At 62.4% G+C, this 19301-nt stretch carries 17 protein-coding genes and 1 riboswitch; of the genes, 11 read left to right on the forward strand and 6 right to left on the reverse strand.

Annotation, left to right across the window (positions count from 1 at the left end):
• Positions 1-55: 55 nt before the first annotated feature.
• From msbA to ACO77H_RS02260, 3 genes are all read left to right on the forward strand, one after another.
• Positions 56-1876 (forward strand): lipid A export permease/ATP-binding protein MsbA, encoded by a 1821-nt coding sequence (gene msbA / locus ACO77H_RS02250; RefSeq protein WP_169952278.1) that lies wholly within the window; start codon positions 56-58, stop codon positions 1874-1876.
• A gap of 105 nt (positions 1877-1981) precedes the next feature.
• Positions 1982-3418 (forward strand): bifunctional D-glycero-beta-D-manno-heptose-7-phosphate kinase/D-glycero-beta-D-manno-heptose 1-phosphate adenylyltransferase HldE, encoded by a 1437-nt coding sequence (gene hldE / locus ACO77H_RS02255; RefSeq protein WP_170042429.1) that lies wholly within the window; start codon positions 1982-1984, stop codon positions 3416-3418.
• Positions 3419-3429: 11 nt separating this feature from the next.
• Entirely contained in the window at positions 3430-4359 is a 930-nt protein-coding gene (locus ACO77H_RS02260; RefSeq protein WP_432754948.1) for an NAD-dependent epimerase/dehydratase family protein, read from the forward strand.
• Between the two features lie 27 nt (positions 4360-4386).
• Here the strand turns inward: ACO77H_RS02260 and ACO77H_RS02265 are convergent, their stop codons facing one another.
• The 4 genes from ACO77H_RS02265 to ACO77H_RS02280 form a co-directional block, all read right to left on the reverse strand.
• Complete coding sequence (locus ACO77H_RS02265) at positions 4387-5352, reverse strand: metal ABC transporter ATPase (RefSeq protein WP_169952272.1); 966 nt, start codon at positions 5350-5352, stop codon at positions 4387-4389.
• A gap of 41 nt (positions 5353-5393) precedes the next feature.
• Positions 5394-6206, reverse strand: a complete 813-nt coding sequence (locus ACO77H_RS02270; protein ID WP_432754949.1) for an aldo/keto reductase — start codon at positions 6204-6206, stop codon at positions 5394-5396.
• Positions 6203-7378: an NAD(P)/FAD-dependent oxidoreductase gene (locus ACO77H_RS02275; protein ID WP_169952268.1), complete on the reverse strand. Its 1176-nt coding sequence runs from the start codon at positions 7376-7378 to the stop codon at positions 6203-6205. Before ACO77H_RS02275 ends, ACO77H_RS02270 begins: the two co-directional genes overlap by 4 nt.
• An 84-nt stretch (positions 7379-7462) precedes the next feature.
• Positions 7463-7798, reverse strand: coding sequence for a DMT family transporter (locus ACO77H_RS02280; RefSeq protein ID WP_099170110.1), 336 nt, complete (start codon positions 7796-7798; stop codon positions 7463-7465).
• A gap of 105 nt (positions 7799-7903) precedes the next feature.
• Between ACO77H_RS02280 and ACO77H_RS02285 the strand changes: the two genes are divergently transcribed.
• Entirely contained in the window at positions 7904-8794 is an 891-nt protein-coding gene (locus ACO77H_RS02285; RefSeq protein WP_169952266.1) for a LysR family transcriptional regulator, read from the forward strand.
• Between the two features lie 23 nt (positions 8795-8817).
• The gene (waaA, locus tag ACO77H_RS02290) at positions 8818-10095 is read left to right on the forward strand and encodes a lipid IV(A) 3-deoxy-D-manno-octulosonic acid transferase (RefSeq protein WP_432754950.1); all 1278 of its coding nucleotides are present in this window, start codon (positions 8818-8820) and stop codon (positions 10093-10095) included.
• Between the two features lie 271 nt (positions 10096-10366).
• Here waaA and ACO77H_RS02295 read toward each other — a convergent pair whose 3' ends face one another.
• The gene (locus tag ACO77H_RS02295; RefSeq protein ID WP_169952262.1) at positions 10367-11806 is read right to left on the reverse strand and encodes a TolC family outer membrane protein; all 1440 of its coding nucleotides are present in this window, start codon (positions 11804-11806) and stop codon (positions 10367-10369) included.
• Positions 11807-12002: 196 nt separating this feature from the next.
• Positions 12003-12108, forward strand: a riboswitch (TPP riboswitch).
• Between the two features lie 150 nt (positions 12109-12258).
• Between ACO77H_RS02295 and thiC the strand changes: the two genes are divergently transcribed.
• Both thiC and cytX read left to right on the forward strand, forming a co-directional pair.
• Positions 12259-14148, forward strand: coding sequence for a phosphomethylpyrimidine synthase ThiC (thiC, locus tag ACO77H_RS02300; protein ID WP_169952260.1), 1890 nt, complete (start codon positions 12259-12261; stop codon positions 14146-14148).
• A gap of 130 nt (positions 14149-14278) precedes the next feature.
• Positions 14279-15568, forward strand: a complete 1290-nt coding sequence (cytX, locus tag ACO77H_RS02305) for a putative hydroxymethylpyrimidine transporter CytX (RefSeq protein WP_170042438.1) — start codon at positions 14279-14281, stop codon at positions 15566-15568.
• Here the strand turns inward: cytX and ACO77H_RS02310 are convergent.
• Positions 15537-16283 carry an RsiV family protein gene (locus ACO77H_RS02310; protein WP_432754951.1) on the reverse strand — a complete coding sequence of 249 codons (747 nt, stop codon included), beginning with the start codon at positions 16281-16283 and terminating at the stop codon, positions 15537-15539. The two genes, cytX and ACO77H_RS02310, sit on opposite strands and share 32 nt — an antisense overlap.
• A gap of 202 nt (positions 16284-16485) precedes the next feature.
• Between ACO77H_RS02310 and ACO77H_RS02315 the strand changes: the two genes are divergently transcribed.
• From ACO77H_RS02315 to ACO77H_RS02330, 4 genes are all read left to right on the forward strand, one after another.
• Positions 16486-17103, forward strand: a complete 618-nt coding sequence (locus ACO77H_RS02315; RefSeq protein ID WP_169952254.1) for an NUDIX domain-containing protein — start codon at positions 16486-16488, stop codon at positions 17101-17103.
• Positions 17094-17543 carry a DUF1249 domain-containing protein gene (locus ACO77H_RS02320; protein WP_169952252.1) on the forward strand — a complete coding sequence of 150 codons (450 nt, stop codon included), beginning with the start codon at positions 17094-17096 and terminating at the stop codon, positions 17541-17543. The genes ACO77H_RS02315 and ACO77H_RS02320 overlap by 10 nt, the downstream gene beginning before the upstream one ends.
• Positions 17544-17640: 97 nt before the next feature.
• Positions 17641-18456 carry a 3',5'-cyclic-AMP phosphodiesterase gene (gene cpdA / locus ACO77H_RS02325; RefSeq protein WP_170042440.1) on the forward strand — a complete coding sequence of 272 codons (816 nt, stop codon included), beginning with the start codon at positions 17641-17643 and terminating at the stop codon, positions 18454-18456.
• 205 nt (positions 18457-18661) lie between these two features.
• Complete coding sequence (locus ACO77H_RS02330; RefSeq protein ID WP_432754952.1) at positions 18662-19270, forward strand: YqiA/YcfP family alpha/beta fold hydrolase; 609 nt, start codon at positions 18662-18664, stop codon at positions 19268-19270.
• The last annotated feature ends 31 nt before the right edge of the window (positions 19271-19301 follow it).

The following is a 19301-nucleotide window of genomic DNA, read 5'->3' on the forward strand; positions in this document are numbered from 1 at the left end:
TGGGGCGAAGAGGCCTGTGATATGATCCGCGCCTTACTGATTTGCGCGGATTCCCATGAGCAGTCCTGAACCGAAAACCCAGTCGACGCTGGCGATTTACTTCCGCCTCCTGACTTACGTACGGCCTTATGTGGGTCTGTTCATCCTGAGTATTGTCGGGTTCCTGATCTTCGCATCGACCCAACCGATGCTCGCTTATATCCTCAAGTATTTCGTCGATGGCCTGGCGAATCCCGAGGCCAGCCTGTTCCCCGGCAACCCCTATCTGGGCAAGTTGCAGTTACTGGAAACCGTGCCGCTGATGATCGTGCTGATCGCGGCCTGGCAGGGCGTGGGTTCGTTCCTCGGCAACTTCTTCCTGGCACGGGTTTCCCTGGGCCTGGTCCACGACCTGCGCGTGGTGCTGTTCAACAAACTGTTGGAGTTGCCCAACCGCTTTTTTGACAAGAACAACTCCGGCCACCTGATTTCGCGCATTACCTTCAACGTCACCATGGTCACCGGTGCAGCCACCGATGCGATCAAGGTGGTTATCCGCGAAGGCATGACCGTGATTTTCCTGTTCTGCACCCTGGTGTGGATGAACTGGAAGCTGACCCTGGTGATGCTGGCGATCCTGCCGGTGATCGGCATGATGGTGAACAGCACCAGCCGTAAATTCCGCAAGCAAAGCAAGAAAATCCAGGTGTCCATGGGCGACGTGACCCATGTGGCCTCCGAGACGATCCACGGCTACCGTGTGGTCCGCAGCTTTGGCGGCGAGAAATATGAAAAGGTGCGCTTCGAGCAGGCGAGCCTGAGCAATACCGAGAAACAACTGGCGATGACCAAGACCGGCGCGGTATACACGCCGATGCTGCAGTTGGTGACCTACAGTGCGATGGCCGTGGTCATGTTCCTGGTCCTGTATTTGCGTGGCGATGCCTCGCCCGGCGACCTGGTGGCCTACATCACCATGGCCGGCCTGTTGCCCAAGCCGATTCGCCAGCTGTCCGAAGTCAGCTCGACCATCCAAAAGGGCGTGGCGGGTGCCGAGAGTATTTTCGAGCAGTTGGATGAGCCGGTCGAAGTCGACCAGGGCGTGATCGAGCATGAACGTCTGGCTGGGCGCATTGAAGTGCGCAACCTCAGCTTCCAATACCCGGAAAGCGACAAGAAGGTGCTCAACGACATCAGCTTTATCGTCGAGCCTGGGCAAATGGTCGCGCTGGTGGGGCGTTCGGGCAGCGGCAAGTCGACCCTGGCGGGCTTGATTCCGCGCTTCTATCAGCACGAACAGGGGCAGATTCTGCTCGACGGCGTACGCGTGCAGGATTTCACCCTGCGCAACCTGCGCCGGCAAATTGCCCTGGTGACCCAGCAAGTCACCTTGTTCAACGACACCGTGACCAACAACATCGCCTATGGCGACCTGGCCGGAGCGCCCGCCGACGCGGTGCACCATGCCGCTCGCGAAGCCTATGCCGACGAGTTCATCGTGAAGATGCCCCAGGGCTACGAAACCCTGGTGGGCGAGAATGGCGTGCTGCTGTCTGGCGGCCAGCGCCAGCGCATTGCGATTGCCCGGGCCTTGCTCAAGGATGCGCCGCTGCTGATTCTCGACGAGGCGACTTCGGCCCTGGACACCGAGTCCGAGCGCCATATCCAGGCGGCCCTGGACCATGTGGTGAAGAACCGCACGACCCTGGTGATTGCCCACCGCCTGAGCACCATCGAGAAAGCCGACCTGATCCTGGTGATGGACGACGGCCAGATTGTCGAGCGCGGCACCCATGTCGAGCTGCTGGCGAAGAACGGTTACTACGCCCGCTTGCACGCCAAGGAGTTCGAAGAAGGTGACCCTGTGGCGCCCTCCCACGTGACAGATGCCTATTGAGGCGCTATTGCAGCCAGGCTGGGATCGACCGCCAGGATTGAATCGGTCGATGCTTTTCCCTGTGCTAATATCGCGCCCCTGTTCATTTTGTATGTGGGTTGCTCCATGAAGTTGTCCATGCCGCGATTCGATCAAGCCCCTGTCTTGGTGGTCGGCGATGTCATGCTCGACCGTTACTGGCATGGCGGTACCTCACGGATTTCCCCTGAGGCACCGGTACCGGTAGTCAAGGTCGAGCAAATCGAAGACCGTCCAGGCGGCGCTGCCAACGTCGCCCTTAACATCGCTGCACTCGGCGCCCCGGCCTCCCTGGTCGGCGTGACCGGCGACGACGAAGCCGCCGACAGCCTGACCAACAGCCTGCGCGGCGCTGGTGTGCGTGCCCTGTTCCAGCGCATTGCCCACCAGCCGACCATCGTCAAGCTGCGGGTCATGAGCCGTCACCAGCAATTGCTGCGTATCGATTTTGAAGAACCCTTCGCCACCGACGCCCTGGCCCTCAGTGACCAGGTCGACACGTTGCTCGAAGGCATCAAGGTGCTGGTGCTGTCGGACTACGGCAAAGGCGCGTTGAAAAACCACCAGGTGCTGATCCAGGCCGCCAAGGCCCGGGGCATCCCGGTGCTGGCCGATCCCAAGGGCAAGGACTTCTCGGTCTACCGGGGCGCCAGCCTGATCACGCCGAACCTCAGCGAATTTGAAACCATCGTCGGCGGCTGCGCCGATGAGCACGACTTGGTGAGCAAAGGCGCACGCCTGATGGCCGACCTCGACCTCGGCGCCTTGCTGGTGACCCGTGGCGAACACGGCATGACCCTGCTGCGCCCCGGTCACCCGGCCATGCACCTGCCGGCGCGGGCGCGGGAAGTATTCGACGTCACCGGCGCCGGCGACACCGTTATTTCCACCCTGGCGGCGGCGATCGCAGCCGGTGAGGAATTGCCCCACGCGGTTGCCCTGGCCAACCTGGCGGCGAGCATTGTGGTGGGCAAACTGGGTACGGCATCCATCAGCGCCCCGGAACTGCGCCGTGCGATCCAACGCGAGGAAGGCTCGGAGCGTGGCGTGTTGAGCCTTGAGCAATTGCTGCTGGCGATTGACGATGCCCGTGCCCATAACGAAAGCATCGTTTTCACCAACGGTTGCTTCGACATCCTGCACGCCGGCCATGTGACTTACCTGGAGCAGGCCCGCGCCCAGGGTGATCGCCTGATCGTGGCGATCAACGACGATGCTTCGGTCAGCCGCCTCAAAGGCCCTGGCCGGCCAATCAACAGTGTGGATCGGCGCATGGCGGTCCTGGCTGGGTTGGGCGCGGTGGACTGGGTGATCAGTTTCTCCGAGGGCACCCCGGAAAACCTGCTGGCCCAGGTCAAGCCGGACGTGTTGGTCAAGGGCGGCGACTACTCGGTCGACCAGGTGGTCGGCGCCGATATCGTCAACGCCTATGGCGGCAAGGTCAAAGTCCTGGGGTTGGTGGAAAACAGCTCGACCACCGCGATTGTCGAAAAAATTCGCCAAACCAACGATGCCGCTCAATAGGGTTTGCCGCTATGTCTGATGCTCTCGTACTGATTACCGGTGGTGCTGGCTTTATCGGTTCCAATCTGGTCGATGCACTGCTGGCCAAGGGCTACGCGGTGCGCGTGCTGGATAACCTGTCCACCGGCAAGCGCAGCAACCTGCCGCTGGACAACCCACGCCTGCAACTGCTCGAAGGCGATGTGGCCGATGCCGCACTGGTCGCTCGTGCAGCGGTAGGGGTTACGGCGGTAGTGCACCTGGCGGCAGTCGCTTCGGTGCAGGCGTCGGTGGATGACCCGGTCAGTACGCACCAGAGCAACTTCGTGGGTAGCCTCAATGTTTGCGAAGCCATGCGCCAGGCTGGGGTCAAGCGTGTGGTGTTTGCTTCCAGTGCGGCGGTGTATGGCAACAACGGCGAAGGCGACTCCATCGATGAGCAAACCGCCAGGGCACCGTTGACGCCATACGCTTCGGACAAGCTGGCCAGCGAGCACTACTTTGACTTCTACCGTCGCCAGCATGGCCTGGAGCCGGTGATTTTCCGCTTCTTCAACATTTTTGGGCCGCGCCAGGATCCTTCATCGCCGTATTCCGGGGTGATCAGCATCTTCAGCGAGCGCGCGCAAAAAGGCCTGCCGATTGCCGTGTTCGGCGACGGTGAGCAAACCCGTGACTTCATGTACGTCGGGGATCTGGTAGCCGTGCTGGTGCAAGCCGTGGAAATGGCCGATGCGCCGCTGGGCGCGATCAATGTCGGCTGGAACCGCACCACCACCCTCAAGCAGTTGCTGCAGGCGCTGTCGCAAATCGTCGGCTCATTGCCGGCTGTCAGCTACACCGCGCCGCGCTCGGGGGATATCCGGCATTCCAGGGCCAACAACCAGCGCTTGGCGGCGAGCTTCACATTGCCTGAGCCGACGCCGTTGACGGTTGGGCTGGAAAAACTACTCAACCAGTAGAAACCGCTCGCCACAGGCGGGGCTGCTTCAGCGACCCGCCTTCTTCGGCACCATCTTGCGCAAGATCTGCCTGGCCCGCCCGGTCAACTGGCTCAACTTCGATTCCTTCTCTGGCGCGCTCAGGCCCTGTTGCCTGAGCCAGTCCTTCCAGCGGATCCGCTCATCGCGCACCAGCCAGCCTTCCTGCTGGGCAAAACTCTCGGCCAGGTACAAGCCGCGCGTGCTCGCCGGGATCAGTTGATCCTTCTTCAGGGTATACAGCTCGGCGCACGGCTGGCCGTCCTTCAGGGGCATCAGGTACAGGTCCGGGCGCTGGCGGTCCAGGCGCGCCACCAGTTGATCGCCCTCCAGACGTTCGTCCACATGGAACAGGCTCAAGGACTTGGCTTCCTTGGGCACTTCCAGGCGCAGGTCATAGATCAATTGCAGGGAGGCCGTGGGCAGGTGCACATAGGCCCGGGGGCGTTCGATCAGTTGCATGCTGGCGCAGCGCACCGGGCGGGCGGCGCCGGACAGCGGTGACAGGCGAAACGGCAAGGCCTCACGATAATGCAGCGCGCTGGAGTAGGGCGCCGGCAGCCAGGTGTCGTTGAAACGCCCGCCGAGCCAGCCTTCCGGGGTTTCCAGCAGGCATTCCTCGGCGATTTCCTGGATGGCCGTGTGCAGCGGCAGGTTCAGTTCATGGGCCGGCACGTAGCCGGAAATCAGCTTGAGCACCACATCGCCACGGTCCTGCCGGCGCTGGCGCACCAACACCCAGTAATCGCGGTTTTGCCAGTGCAGTGTCAGGCGCACCGATACGCCGAGGTTGGCCAGTTCCAGGGCGAAGCGTTCGGCATCCGCCACCTCCACCGGCTTGCGCCGCTGCAGAGTCTGGGCAAAGTTGAGCGGCATGCCCACGCTCTGGTAGCTCAGGCCTTCGGGGGTGGCTTCGACGTACAGCGGCAGTGTTTTAAAGTTACTGGGGTTTTTTCTTATGAGCGTTCGCGGCATGTCGGCTCCTTCTTGCGTCGGGGTCGGCCGCGTCGGCGGCATCAGGATTGGCGAATGATCTTGGCAGCGGTTGCCACGTTATGGGCAAGGTGCAGCGGGTTGATGGTCCCGACAATAGCACTGGCCACGCCCGTTTGCGCAAACAACAAGACGAAACTGGCATGAATTGGATCCACTCCAGGCTCAAGGCATGCATGGCCGCTGGCCAGGGCCTTTTTCACCAGGATGCCTTTGCCATGGGCGGCGGCGTAATCGATCACGGCTTTTTCGTTTTGCTCGTTCAGATTGTAGGTGACCATGGCGCAATCGCCTTGTTCCAGAGCCTTCACGCCGCCTTCGACGGTTTTGCCGGAGAAGCCGAAGCCGCGAATTTTGCCCTCGGCCTTGAGCTGCGCCAGGGTCTGGTAGACCTCGCAGTCATTAAGGATATGCAAGTCATTGCCGTCGGAATGCACCAGCACCAGGTCGATGAAATCCGTTTCCAGGCGTTTCAGGCTGCGCTCCACGGAGAGCCGGGTATGGGCCGCGGTGAAGTCATGGTGGGACACGCCGTCGGCAAACTCTTCGCCGACCTTGCTGACAATCACCCAGTCCTGGCGCTGGCCACGCAACAGCGGCCCCAGGCGCTCTTCGCTATGGCCGTAGGCCGGTGCGGTGTCGATCAGGTTGATCCCCAGCTCGCGCGCCTGGCGCAGCAACATCCGCGCTTCTTCATCATTGGGGATCTGAAAACCATTGGGGTACTTCACCCCCTGGTCGCGGCCCAGCTTCACGGTGCCCAGGCCCAGCGGCGATACCAGCAGGCCGGTGCTGCCCAGGGGGCGATGAAGGTCATGCAGGGTCGGCAGGCTCATGGCAACAATTGCTCCCAGGCGGGTTGGGCGATGGCTGGGCGTGGCAGTTCAGGCAGCGGCGTGCTTGGGGTTGGCTGGATGCCGTCACGTTCCAGGGCGCTGAGCACGCGGTCGGCGAAGTCCGGCGCCAGGGCCAGCTTGGTTGGCCAGCCCACCAACAGGCGGCCCTGTTCGGCGAGGAACGCGTTGTCTGGCCGGGTCAGGCCCGTTTGCAGGGGTTCGGCGCGATCCACCCGCAGGGTTGCCCACTGGGTCTGGCTCATGTCGATCCACGGCAGCAGGTGCGCCAGCTCCTTTTGCGCGGTGGCGATTTGCTCGGCGGGCGTGCGGTGCACGCCTTCGGTCTCGGCAATATCACCGCCCATGTACCACACCCAATGGCCATCGGCGGCCGGGTGCGTGGTGATGGTGATCCGTGGCTTGGTGCCGCCGCCCAGGCAGTGCGCGTACAGGGGTTTGAGGCCGGGGCCCTTGGCGATGATCATATGCAGCGGGCGCTTTTGCATGGCCGGCTGGCTCAGGCCCAGGGCCGTCAGCAGCTCGGCGGTGCCGCCGCCGGCACTCAGCACGATGCGCTGGGCGCGGATCGCCCGGCCATCGACTTTCAGGCCGACCAGGATGCCGCCTTCCAGCAGCGGCTCGATCTGTTGCCCGGCGAGCAGGCCGTCGCCGGCCAGTTGCGCCAGGCGTTCGATCAGGCTCGGCACGTCCACCACCAGTTCGGCCAGGCGATAGACCTTGCCCTTGAAGCGGCGGTCTTGCAGGGCCGGCGGCAAATCGTCGCCCTTGACCTGGTCGACGCGACCACGCACCGCCTTGCTGGCGAAGAAACTGGTGAGGTTGCCGGCCAGGGTGCCGGGCGACCACAGGTAATGGGCCTGGGACAGCAAGCGCACGCCCGTCAGGTCCAGCTCGCCGGTGCCCGCCAGCGCTTCACGCCAGCGTCGCGGCATGTCGGCAATGGCTTCGGAAGCGCCGGTCAGGGCACCGTGCAAGGCGTATTTCGCACCACCGTGAATGATCCCCTGGGACTTCACGCTCTGCCCGCCACCCAGGGTCGCGTTCTCCACCACAATCGTGGAAAACCCCTGGCTGCGCAGGCGCGCGTTGAGCCAGAGGCCGGCAACCCCGGCGCCGACAATCAGGACGTCGGTGGAAATAACGGATGGCATGGGCGACCTCAGTGTTCAGAACAAGAGGCCAAGTATACAGACTCGACAGCGGGATCTTTGCCCAGGATCAACAACTGTAGAAGGTCAGTGGCCGGCTGTTTTCGAAAACAACTGAATCACCACCACGCCCAGCACGATCAAGCCCATCCCCAGCATCGCCGGCAGATCGAGCTTCTGCCCATAGATAAACAGCGCTGCGATGCTGACCATGACGATCCCCAGCCCCGCCCACACCGCGTAGGCCACGCCCACCGGTACGGTGCGCACCACCAGCGTGAGCATCCAGAACGCCACGCCGTAGCCGACGATAACCAGCAGCAGCGGGATTGGCGTGCTCCAGCCCTTGATCGCTTTCATGGAAACGGTGGCGATCACTTCCGAGCAAATGGCAATGGCCAGGTAGTAGTAGGCGGCGTTCATGGGGGTGTTCCTCGGAAATAGGGGCGCATAACAAGGCCGGCATTCTAGAGAATCCGTAGATGGGGTAAAGTCATTACCTATCCGAATTTAAGATGGGTTTAGCCAATGAGCGTGCAATGGAACCTGGAGCAGATGCGCCTGTTTGTCAGCGTCGCCGAGCAGCGCTCGTTTTCGGCGGTGGCACGGCACCAGCGCAAGGCGCAGTCGGCGGTGAGCAATGGCATTGCCTTGCTGGAGGCCGACCTGGGCGTGAGCCTGTTTGAGCGTAGTAGCGGTCGCCAGCCACGCCTGACCGAGGCCGGCACTGTGCTGCTGGAGGAGGCCCGGGAAGTGCTGCGCCAGTGTGAGCGCCTCAATGGCCGCGCCTTGTCGTTGATGCGCGGCGAAGAAGCGCGGCTGCGCCTGGCCCAGGACGAAGCCATGCTCTATCAGCCGGTACTCGACAGCCTAGAGGCGCTGGCGGGGAAATTTCCCAGCCTGGAGGTGCAGTTGTCCAGCACAGCCCAGGGCGATGTCGCGCGCAAGCTGGTGGAGCGTAAGGCTGACCTGGGGTTGCTGTTTTATCACGACCAGATCCCCGAAGCCCTTGAGCGGCGGGTGGTTGGCAGTGTGGAGATGGTCACGGTGTGTGGCGTCGGGCATCCGTTGGCCAGGGAAGGTTTTGTCGATTGCCAGCGCTTGGCGCAGTTTCGCCAATTGCTGATGTCGACCCAGACCAGCGTTTACCCCGGCAGCGAGGCGGCCAGCCCCCAGGTATGGCGCGCCGACAGCTTCTACGTGCTGGCCGAATGGCTGGCCCGTGGCCTGGGCTGGGCCTGGTTGCCCCGGCATGTGGTGCAATACCCGACCTATCACGGGCAGATGGTCGAGCTGGACAGCGAATGGACGCCACCGGCCCTGGTGGTGGAACTGGTGTGGCGGCGCGATGAGCCCCTGGGTCCGGCCGCGCGCTTTCTGGCCGAACGTTTTACCGCGTGTTTGCAGGCGATCGGCTGAAAAAGCCGATAAACTCCGCCGCCATGAATAGAACTCTCTACAGCTGTCTGTTTTACCTGGCGCTGCCGTTGGTGGCCTTACGACTATGGCTACGTGCCCGCAAGGCGCCGGCCTACGCCAAGCGCGTCAGCGAGCGCTTTTCCTACGGTTTGCCGGTACTCAAACCCGGTGGGATCTGGGTGCACGCGGTGTCGGTGGGCGAGAGCATCGCCGCCGCACCGATGATCCGTGGCTTGCTGGAGCGTCATCCACAGCTGCCGATCACCGTCACCTGCATGACGCCCACCGGTTCCGAGCGGATCCAGGCACTGTTTGCCAACGAGCCGCGCATCCAGCATTGCTACCTGCCCTACGATTTGCCGTGTGCCGCCAAGCGTTTCCTGGACCGGGTCCAGCCCAGGCTTGCGGTCATCATGGAAACCGAGCTGTGGCCCAACCATATTCATCAATGCGCCAAGCGCGGGATTCCAGTAGCCCTGGCCAATGCGCGGCTGTCGGCACGTTCGGCCAAGGGTTACGGGCGTTTCGCCAAATTGACTGCGCCGATGCTGGCAGACATGAGCCTGTTCGCGGTGCAGACCGCCGCCGAGGCCGAGCGCTTTCGCAGCCTGGGCGCGCGCCCGGAAACGGTCGAAGTCACCGGCTCGATCAAGTTCGACCTGACCATCGACCCAGCGCTTTTGGCACGCGCCGCCGCGTTGCGTGAGCAGTGGCAGGCCAGCGAGCGCCCGGTATGGATCGCCGCCAGTACCCACGAGGGCGAAGATGAAGTGGTGCTGGCAGCCCACCGGCAGTTGCTCGCCAGCTACCCCAACGCGCTGTTGATCCTGGTGCCCCGTCATCCGGAGCGGTTCAACACGGTGCTGGAGCTATGCCAACAGCAGGGTTTTGCCACGGTGCAGCGCTCCAGTGGGGCGCCGGTCGATGCCGACACCTCGGTATTGCTTGGCGACACCATGGGCGAGCTGCTGTTTCTCTACGCCTTGGCCGACAGCGCCTTTGTCGGCGGCAGCCTGGTGCCCAACGGCGGGCACAACCTGCTGGAGCCTGCGGCGCTGGCCAAGCCGGTGATCAGCGGCCCGCACCTGTTCAACTTCCTCGAAATCGCCGCAATGATGCGCGACGCCGGGGCGTTGCAGGAAGTGGATGATGCCGAAGGGTTGGCCGAGGTAGTGCGGCAACTGTTCGAACTGCCACAGGATGCGCACAAGCGGGCGCTGGCGGGGCTCAAAGTGATGCAGGCCAATCAGGGCGCGTTGAAGCGTTTGCTCGATGGCTTGGACAGACTGCTCAAACCCTGACCCAGCTCGGTCAAAAATGTAGGAGCTGGCTTGTCGGGTCGCCGCATCGCTGCGATAGCGGTAGGCCAGTCAACACATCCTTACATGACCCACCGCCATCGCGGCTAAGCCCTCTCCCACAGGGGATCTCGGCTGGGCACAGGACTTTGCACATACCACACACCAACTGTGGGAGCTGGCTTGCCTGCGATAGCATCACCTCGGTGTTGCAGATAACCCGAGGCGCCTGTATCGCGGGCAAGCCCGCTCCCACATTTGTCATGTGGTGGGTTTAGTTACTGGGGCGGGCCTTCAGTTGTTCGGCCGCGGCCTTGGCCAGGTCCGGCGGCAGGAAATCCTTGTCCGGGTTGTAGTCAGCCTTCAGATAGCGCGCCAGGTCCTGCAGATCCCCCGGGTTCAACGTTCCCGCCGCCTGTTTCAAGCGCAGGTTGTCGAGGATGTAGTCATAACGGCTGTTGTTGTAGTTGCGCACCGAGGTGTACAGCTGGCGCTGGGCGTCGAGCACGTCGACGATATTGCGCGTGCCCACCTGGTAACCGATTTCCGTGGCTTCCACTGCGCTCTGGTTGGAGATGATCGACTGGCGGCGTGCCTGCACCTGTTCTACATCGGTATTCACGGCGCGGTGCAGGTTACGGGTGTTTTCCACCACCTGGCGGCGCAGGCCTTCGCGTTGCTGTTCGGTCTGGCCCAGGCGCGAATAGGATTCGCGTACCTGGGAGCTGGTGAGGCCGCCGCTGTACAGCGGGATATTCAGGCGCAGGCCGATGGTGCGTTGCTCGACGTCGCCACGATAGGGCTGGCCGAAGGCGTTGGGGTTGCTGAAACCGAGGGCGTCGTTGTCACCTTTTTCGTATTGCGCCACCGCGTCCAGGGTCGGCGCGTGGCCGGCCTTGCGTTGCTTGAGGGTTTCTTCGGCGGCGGTGACCGCATAGTTGCTGGCCAGCAGGTTCAGGTTCTGGCGCCCGGCGGTGTCGACCCAGGCCTTGGCGTCGTTGGGTGCTGGCGGCAAAACGGGCAGGGTATGGACAATGCCCTGGATCGCGTTGTACTGGCGGTTGGTCAGGGTGATCAGCGCTTCAAACGCGTCATCTACCTGGCGCTGGGCGAGGATCCGGTTGGCCCGCGCCGTGTCGTAGCTGGCCTGGGATTGCAGCACGTCGGTCTTGTCCGACAGGCCCACGTCAAAACGCTCGTTGGACTGGTCCAGTTGGCGCTTGAAGGCGGCCTCTTCGGCCTTGGTCGAGGCCAGGTTGTCCTGGGCGCGTAGCACGGCGAAGTAGTTTTCCGCGCTTTGCAGGATCAGTTCCTGCTCGGTGGCCGACAGCTGCAGTGCGGCTTGTTCATTGACCGCTTCGGCAGCTTGCAACTGGAACCAGCGGTCGGCGCGGAACAGCGGCTGGCTCAGGGTTGCGCGCCAGGTGTGGGCGTCGCGATTGGCGGTGGCCGACGGTGTGTCGATCTGGGTGCGCACGTTGTTCACGTCGGCACCGGCCGAGAGGTTGGGCAGCAGGCCGGCGCGGGCCTGGGGCACCACTTCTTTCTGCGCGCCGTACTGGGCGCGGGCGGCGGCCAGGTCGGCGTTGTTGTCCACCGCTTCCTGGTAGACGCTGACCAAGTCGGTTTTGGTCGACAAGGGCGCTTCTGCTGCCCAGACCATTCCATTGGTCGCACAAGACACGGCAAGAGCCAGTGAAAGTTTGCGCAGCATGAGGCGATCCCTAGATAAATATTACGGCGATAATTTAGCGCCCAAGGCTACGACGAGCAATCCATAGCGTCAAGGCGTTGAGACAGTAGGCGAGTGTAGTGGCCACACCCCCGCACAACAATCCTGTAATTGCGCCATTCATCACGCTGAATGCACCGCTATTGGCAATTTGCCTGCTCCATGGTCTAGACTGGCCGCGTTCTTGTCGGGGTGCCTTGCTATGAGGCTGAGATCGGTAAATACCGGATCCCGTTGAACCTGATCAGGTTAGCGCCTGCGTAGGGAACAAGATTTCTCGTCACCCGGCGAGTCCTCTTGTGCTTCGTCCGGGATGTTGTTCGACAATCGAACAGCCCTCGTGCGCCAAGCACAGCACTGCTTCCAGTGCGTCCGTCCGTCACAGGTTCGCTCCGACAAAAATCCACTGCCTGGATGTGTCTGGAGAGCCCGTGATGAGTACAAAACTAAAAAACACCGTGCATTTGAGTGAGTCGGCCAAGGTTGACTCGGGATCCGTGCAGCCGTTTACCCGCTCGCAAAAAGTCTATGTGCAGGGCACTCGCCCGGATATCCGCGTGCCGATGCGCGAAATCAGCCTGGACGTGACCCCCACCGATTTTGGCGGCGAGATCAATGCGCCCGTGGTGGTCTACGACACTTCCGGCCCGTACACCGACCCCAACGTGATCATTGACGTGCGCAAAGGCCTGGGCGATGTGCGCTCGCCGTGGATCGAATCCCGTGGCGACACCGAGCGCCTGCCAGGCCTGAGTTCGCACTTCGGCCAACAGCGCCTGAGCGACGCCGAGCTGACCGCCCTGCGTTTTGCCCATGTGAAAAACCCGCGCCGGGCCAAGGCCGGGGCCAACGTCACGCAGATGCACTACGCACGCCAGGGCATCATTACCGCCGAGATGGAATACGTCGCCATCCGCGAAAACATGAAGCTTGAAGAAGCCCGTGCCAGTGGCCTGCTCGACCAGCAACACGCCGGGCACAGCTTCGGGGCCAGCGTGCCGAAAATCATCACCCCGGAATTTGTACGCGAAGAAATCGCCCGCGGCCGCGCCATCATCCCGGCCAACATCAACCACACCGAACTGGAACCGATGATCATCGGCCGTAACTTCCTGGTGAAGATCAACGGCAACATCGGCAACAGCGCCCTGGGTTCGTCCATCGAAGAAGAAGTGGCGAAACTGACCTGGGGCATTCGCTGGGGCTCGGACACGGTGATGGACCTGTCCACCGGCAAGCACATCCACGAAACCCGCGAGTGGATCATCCGCAACTCGCCGGTACCGATCGGTACCGTGCCGATCTACCAGGCCCTGGAAAAAGTCGGCGGTGCCGCTGAAGACCTGACCTGGGAACTGTTCCGCGACACCTTGATCGAGCAGGCCGAGCAGGGCGTCGATTACTTCACCATCCACGCCGGTGTGTTGCTGCGCTATGTACCGCTGACCGCCAAGCGCGTCACCGGCATCGTGTCCCGTGGCGGCTCGATCATGGCCAAGTGGTGCCTGGCACACCACAAAGAGAACTTCACCTACACCCATTTCGACGAAATCTGCGAAATCATGAAGGCCTATGACGTCAGCTTCTCCCTCGGCGATGGCCTGCGCCCGGGCTCGATTGCCGACGCCAACGATGCGGCGCAGTTCGGTGAGTTGGAAACCCTCGGCGAGCTGACCAAAATCGCCTGGAAGCACGACGTGCAAACCATGATCGAAGGCCCCGGCCACGTGCCGATGCAGTTGATCAAGGAGAACATGGACAAGCAGCTGGAGTGCTGCGACGAAGCGCCGTTCTACACCCTGGGCCCGCTGACCACCGATATCGCGCCCGGCTACGACCACATCACCTCGGGCATCGGCGCGGCGATGATCGGCTGGTTCGGTTGCGCCATGCTTTGCTACGTCACGCCCAAGGAGCACCTGGGCTTGCCGAACAAGGATGACGTGAAGACCGGGATCATTACCTACAAGATTGCGGCCCACGCGGCGGATTTGGCCAAGGGCCATCCCGGTGCGCAGATCCGCGACAACGCGTTGAGCAAGGCACGGTTCGAGTTTCGCTGGGAAGACCAGTTCAACCTCGGTCTGGACCCGGACACCGCGCGCTCCTATCACGACGAAACCCTGCCCAAGGATTCGGCCAAGGTCGCGCACTTTTGCTCGATGTGCGGGCCGAAATTCTGCTCGATGAAAATCACCCAGGAAGTGCGCGAATACGCGGCCAACCAGCGCATCGAGGCGGTGGACGTGGATGTGGCCAAGGGCCTGGCCGAGCAGGCGCAGCGGTTCAAGCAGGAAGGCAGTCAGCTCTACAAAAAGGTCTGACTTGGGATTGGAGGTGCTTCTACTGGCCTCATCGCGGGCAAGCTCGTTCCCACATTTTTGAATGTGTGGGAGCGGGCTTGCCCGCGATAGCAATCTCTCCAATAACAAATGTCCCTCTGAGATGACCCCCTTGAGCATTCAACCGAGTACCTACTCTCCCGACATTGCAGTCCCAATAGACAAACGTGTCTTCGGCGCCCGCGATCTGTTTTCCCTGTGGTTCTCCCTCGGCATCGGCCTGATGGTCCTGCAAACCGGTGCACTGTTGGCGCCGGGGCTTGGCCTGTCGGGGGCGTTGCTGGCCATCTTCCTCGGGACCCTGGTGGGCGTGCTGTTACTGGCCGCCGTCGGGGTGATCGGCAGTGACACCGGCCTGTCGTCCATGGCCGCCCTCAAGCTCAGCCTGGGTGCCAAAGGCGCCAGCCTGCCGGCGCTGTTGAACTTGTTGCAACTGATCGGTTGGGGTTCGTTCGAGATCATCGTCATGCGCGATGCCGCTAGCCTGCTGGGCACCCGCGCCTTCAGTGCAGGCAGCCTGTTGGCCAGCCCGTTGCTCTGGACCGTGTTCTTCGGCGGCCTCGCCACCTTGCTTGCAATCAGCGGCCCGTTGACCTTTGTGCGAAAGATCCTGCGCAAATGGGGAATCTGGCTGCTGCTGGCGGCGTGCCTGTGGCTGACCTGGAACCTGTTCGCCAAGGCTGACCTGGCCGCGCTGTGGGCCCAGGCTGGCGACGGTTCGCTGCCGTTTGCCGTCGGGTTTGATATCGCCATTGCCATGCCGTTGTCCTGGCTGCCGCTGATTGCCGATTACTCACGTTTCGGCCAGCGCGCCACCCGTGTGTTCGGCGGCACGGCCCTGGGCTTTTTTATCGGCAATTTCTGGCTGATGAGCCTGGGCGTGGCCTACACCCTGGCGTTCGCGCCCAGTGGTGAAGTCAATGCGCTGTTGTTGGCGTTGGCCGGGGCTGGCCTGGGGATTCCGCTGCTGCTGATTGTGTTGGATGAGTCAGAAAACGCCTTCGCCGACATCCACTCGGCGGCGGTGTCCAGCGGCATGCTGTTGCGCCTGAAAGTCGAGCACCTGGCGCTGGCGATTGGGCTGGTGTGCACGCTGATCGCCTGCTTTGCGCCCTTGGCCCAGTATCAGAACTTCCTGCTGTTGATCGGCTCGGTATTCGCGCCGCTGTTTGGCGTGGTGCTGGTAGACCACTTCATCCTGCGCCGGCGTGGCCAGGCGCTGGTTGCAAGCCTGCGTTGGCCGGCGCTGCTGGCTTGGTTGGGGGGCATCAGTACCTATCACCTGCTGGCCAATCTGTACCCGGATGTTGGCGCAACCCTGCCGGCACTGGTGCTGGCAGGGCTGCTGCAATTTATCCTCGGGCGCGCCTTCAGCGGCGCACGGGCACCAGCTCAGGCTTGATGATGCCGTCGAGGCGAGCGTAAGGAATCTGCAACTCGACGTGGCCCATGGCGTAGGGCGCGATGGTGGCGGTAGGGTACTTGAGCACCACCGCGCCGTAGGTCAGCGCCACGTTCGGGGTTTTCTGGAAGGGCCAGCTTTTCACGTAGTCCGGCTCCAGGCTCAGGCGGGTGCTGATCAGCCAGCTGTTGTGGGCCACCTGGGCGGCTTTCCAGAACGCGTCTTCCTTGCCGGGGCGCAGCATGTCCGCCAGGGTCAGGTTTTTTTGCTGCTGGCGCGAGTAGTTGATGAAGCCGCGGCCAGGTTCGCCATGGGCGCCGCCGGTGTCCAGGTAGCTGGACAGTTCGATGATCACCAAGCCGTCATGCTGCTCCCGTACCTTGGCCTGCAAGTACATGCTGTTGCGCGGGCCGGACTCGCGCAGGAATTTTTCCCGATAGGCGTTCAGTGTCGCTGGCAATGGGGAGCCGGGCGTGGTGCGGGTCATTTCCAGCAGGCGTTGCTCGATCAGCGCATCGAGCTTGGGCTCGTTGGCGAAATGCACGGTATCGATGTTCACCAGTGGGCAGTCGGCGGTGGTGCAGCCGGGTTGCACCACCTCGGAGGCATCGCGGGTGGCTTCCAGCGGTGCACGGTAGCTGGATTGGAACAGGCTCTGGCAAGCGCCGAGGGTCAAGGCAATACAGGCCACGGAGGCGACTTTTAACAGCGACATGGGCGTCCTTCATAAAGCGGAGAAGAGCGAAAGAGATGGGGCTTGGACTATCGGCATCCCAGTCAGTTCGCCACTAAGCTGATTACAGTGAGTTTGACCGCCGCCGCCCGTCCCGGCAACTGCAAAGGGGCTGCACCGAGGCACGCGGGCGCTGTAGGATGGCGCGATGCTCAGACACACACCGTATTAAACGAGGGTTGATATGACCGACAGTGCGAAATCGACGCCGAACAAAATTGAAATCGTTCAGCGCGACAATGCCTACCAGGGCTTCTACAAGCTCGATCGTGTACAGCTGCGCCACGAGCTGTTCGATGGTGGCATGAGCCCGGTGATCAATCGTGAAGTCTTTGTGCGCCACGATGCCGTGTGTGTACTGCCCTACGACCCGCAGCGCGATGAAGTGGTGTTGATCGAACAGTTTCGCGTGGGCGCCATGGGGCGCACCGACAACCCCTGGCTGGTGGAGATGGTTGCCGGCCTGATCGACAAGGACGAGCAACCGGAGGAGGTTGCGCACCGCGAAGCCGAGGAGGAAGCTGGGCTGACCTTCTCGGCGCTGTGGCCGATTACCAAATATTTCCCCTCGCCGGGTGGCAGCACCGAATTCGTCCACCTGTTCCTGGGGCGTTGCGACAGTACCGGTGCCGGCGGTATCCACGGCCTGGCCGAAGAAGCAGAAGATATCCGCGTCACCACCTGGGCATTTGAAGATGCCCTGCAAGCGGTGCGCGACGGTAAGATTTCCAACGCAGCCAGCATTATCGCCCTGCAATGGCTTGCGCTTAATCGCGCGGAAGTGAGGGGGCTATGGCAGTAAAGACACGGGAACGCTACCGGGTCGACCTGATCGGCTTGCAAGCCGCTTGCGAGGCTAACTATGCGCGGCTGATGCGCCTGCTGCCAGACATGCGCCGCACGCCGCAAGCGCGGCGCATTGCCGTGACCCACGGCGACCAGATGCTCGGCGTGCTGAACCTGGAAGTCATCCTCACCTGCCCGTACACCAGCACCCTGCGCGTGCGCCAGGAGCACAGCCTGCCATGGCTGCCGGTGCCGCAGCTGGAAGTGCAGGTGTATCACGATGCGCGGATGGCCGAAGTGGTCAGCGCCGAACATGCGCGGCGCTTTCGCAGCATTTATCCTTACCCCAATGTGTTCATGCACCAGCCCGATGAGAAAGCACAGCTCAATGTGTTCCTCGGTGAATGGTTGAGTCATTGCCTGGCCTTGGGCCATGAGTTTGAAGTCGTGCGCTAGAGGTGAACTGCGTACGCTTCACGGGTTTCCTCTTTGTGTCCTGCCCCAGCATAATTGCGCCCATTGTCCATTTTTGTGATCGCCCTGGGAGAACGCCTTGCCGAGCGTATCCACCGTGAACCCTGATGCGCCGGCGTTGCTGGTGCAACTGTCCGACAGCCACCTGTTTGCCGAGGCCGACGGCACGCTGCTGGGCATGAACACCCGCGACAGCCTGCAACGGGTGATCGAGTTGGTGCGGGCCCAGCAACCGCAGATTGATTTGCTGCTGGCCACCGGTGACTTGTCTCAGGACGGTACGCTTGCGTCGTACCAGCAGTTTCGCGACCTGAGCCAGCAGCTTGGCGTCCCGGCGCGCTGGATTCCGGGCAACCACGATGAGCCGCAGGTCATGGCCCAGGCGACCATGGGCAGCGCACTGCTGGAACCGGTGGTGGATGTGGGCAACTGGCGGGTGATTTTGCTGGACTCCGCGGTGCCGGGCTCGGTGCCGGGTTATCTGGCCGAGCCGCAACTGCAATTGCTGGCGCAAGCCTTGAGTGAAGCGCCGGGCCGTCATCATCTGGTGTGCTTCCATCATCACCCGGTGCCCATTGGTTGCGCGTGGATGGAGCCGATTGGCCTGCGCAACCCCGAGGCGCTGTTCGCCGTGCTCGACCGCTTCCCCCAGGTGCGGGCGGTGCTTTGGGGGCATGTGCACCAGGAAATCGACCGCGAACGCCATGGCGTGCGCTTGCTGGCGTCGCCGTCGACCTGCATCCAGTTCGCCCCCGGCAGTGAGGATTTTAAGGTCAGTGAAGAGGCGCCAGGCTATCGTTGGCTGCGTCTGCATCCGGATGGACGGCTGGACACTGGGGTAGAGCGGGTCAAAGACTTCACCTTTACCGTGGATTACGGCAGTAACGGCTACTAAACCTGCAAACACACACCAAAATGTAGGAGCGGGCTTGCCCGCGATTGCGGTGGGTCAGCCAACAAATCTATCACTGATATAGCGCCATCGCGGGCAAGCCCGCTCCCACACCCCTGGCAGACCGCGTTCGGCAGTAACCCTGCTCACACTGCGTCATTCCCTGTAAACTGCGCCCCTTTGGCCGATAACGCACGGAGAGCCCGGCATGTCCGCTTCGATCTTGTATATCCACGGTTTCAACAGCGCGCCAGCCTCGACCAAGGCCAGCTTGCTGATGGGCGTGATGGACAGTCTCGGTCTGGCCGACCAACTGCGGGTGCCGGCCTTGCATCACCACCCGCGCCAGGCGATTGCCCAGCTGGAGCAGGCGATCGGCGAGCTGGGGCGGCCGTTGCTGGTCGGCAGCTCACTCGGCGGCTACTATGCAACCCATCTTGCCGAACGCCATGGCCTCAAGGCGCTGCTGGTCAACCCGGCGGTCAGCCCCCATCGCATGTTCGACGGTTACCTGGGCACCCAGAAGAACCTCTATACCGATGAAACCTGGGAATTGACCCACGATCACGTCGCGGCCCTGGCTGAGCTTGAGGTTGCAGCGCCCCAGGATGCCCAGCGCTATCAGGTGTGGTTGCAGACCGGGGACGAAACACTGGATTATCGCCTCGCCGAGCAGTATTACCGGGCCTGTTCCTTGCGTATCCAGGCTGGCGGCGACCACGGTTACCAGGGTTTTGGCCGACAGTTGCCGGCGCTGTTGAGTTTTGCCGGCATTGGCGCAGATCAGTACCAATCCTTCGATTTCACCGCATTGTGAAACCGCAGGTTACTTTTTAATCGAACGACTC

It is taken from the genome of Pseudomonas sp. WMBT8, from assembly GCF_050916005.1.
In the GTDB taxonomy this organism is placed as follows: Bacteria; Pseudomonadota; Gammaproteobacteria; order Pseudomonadales; family Pseudomonadaceae; genus Aquipseudomonas.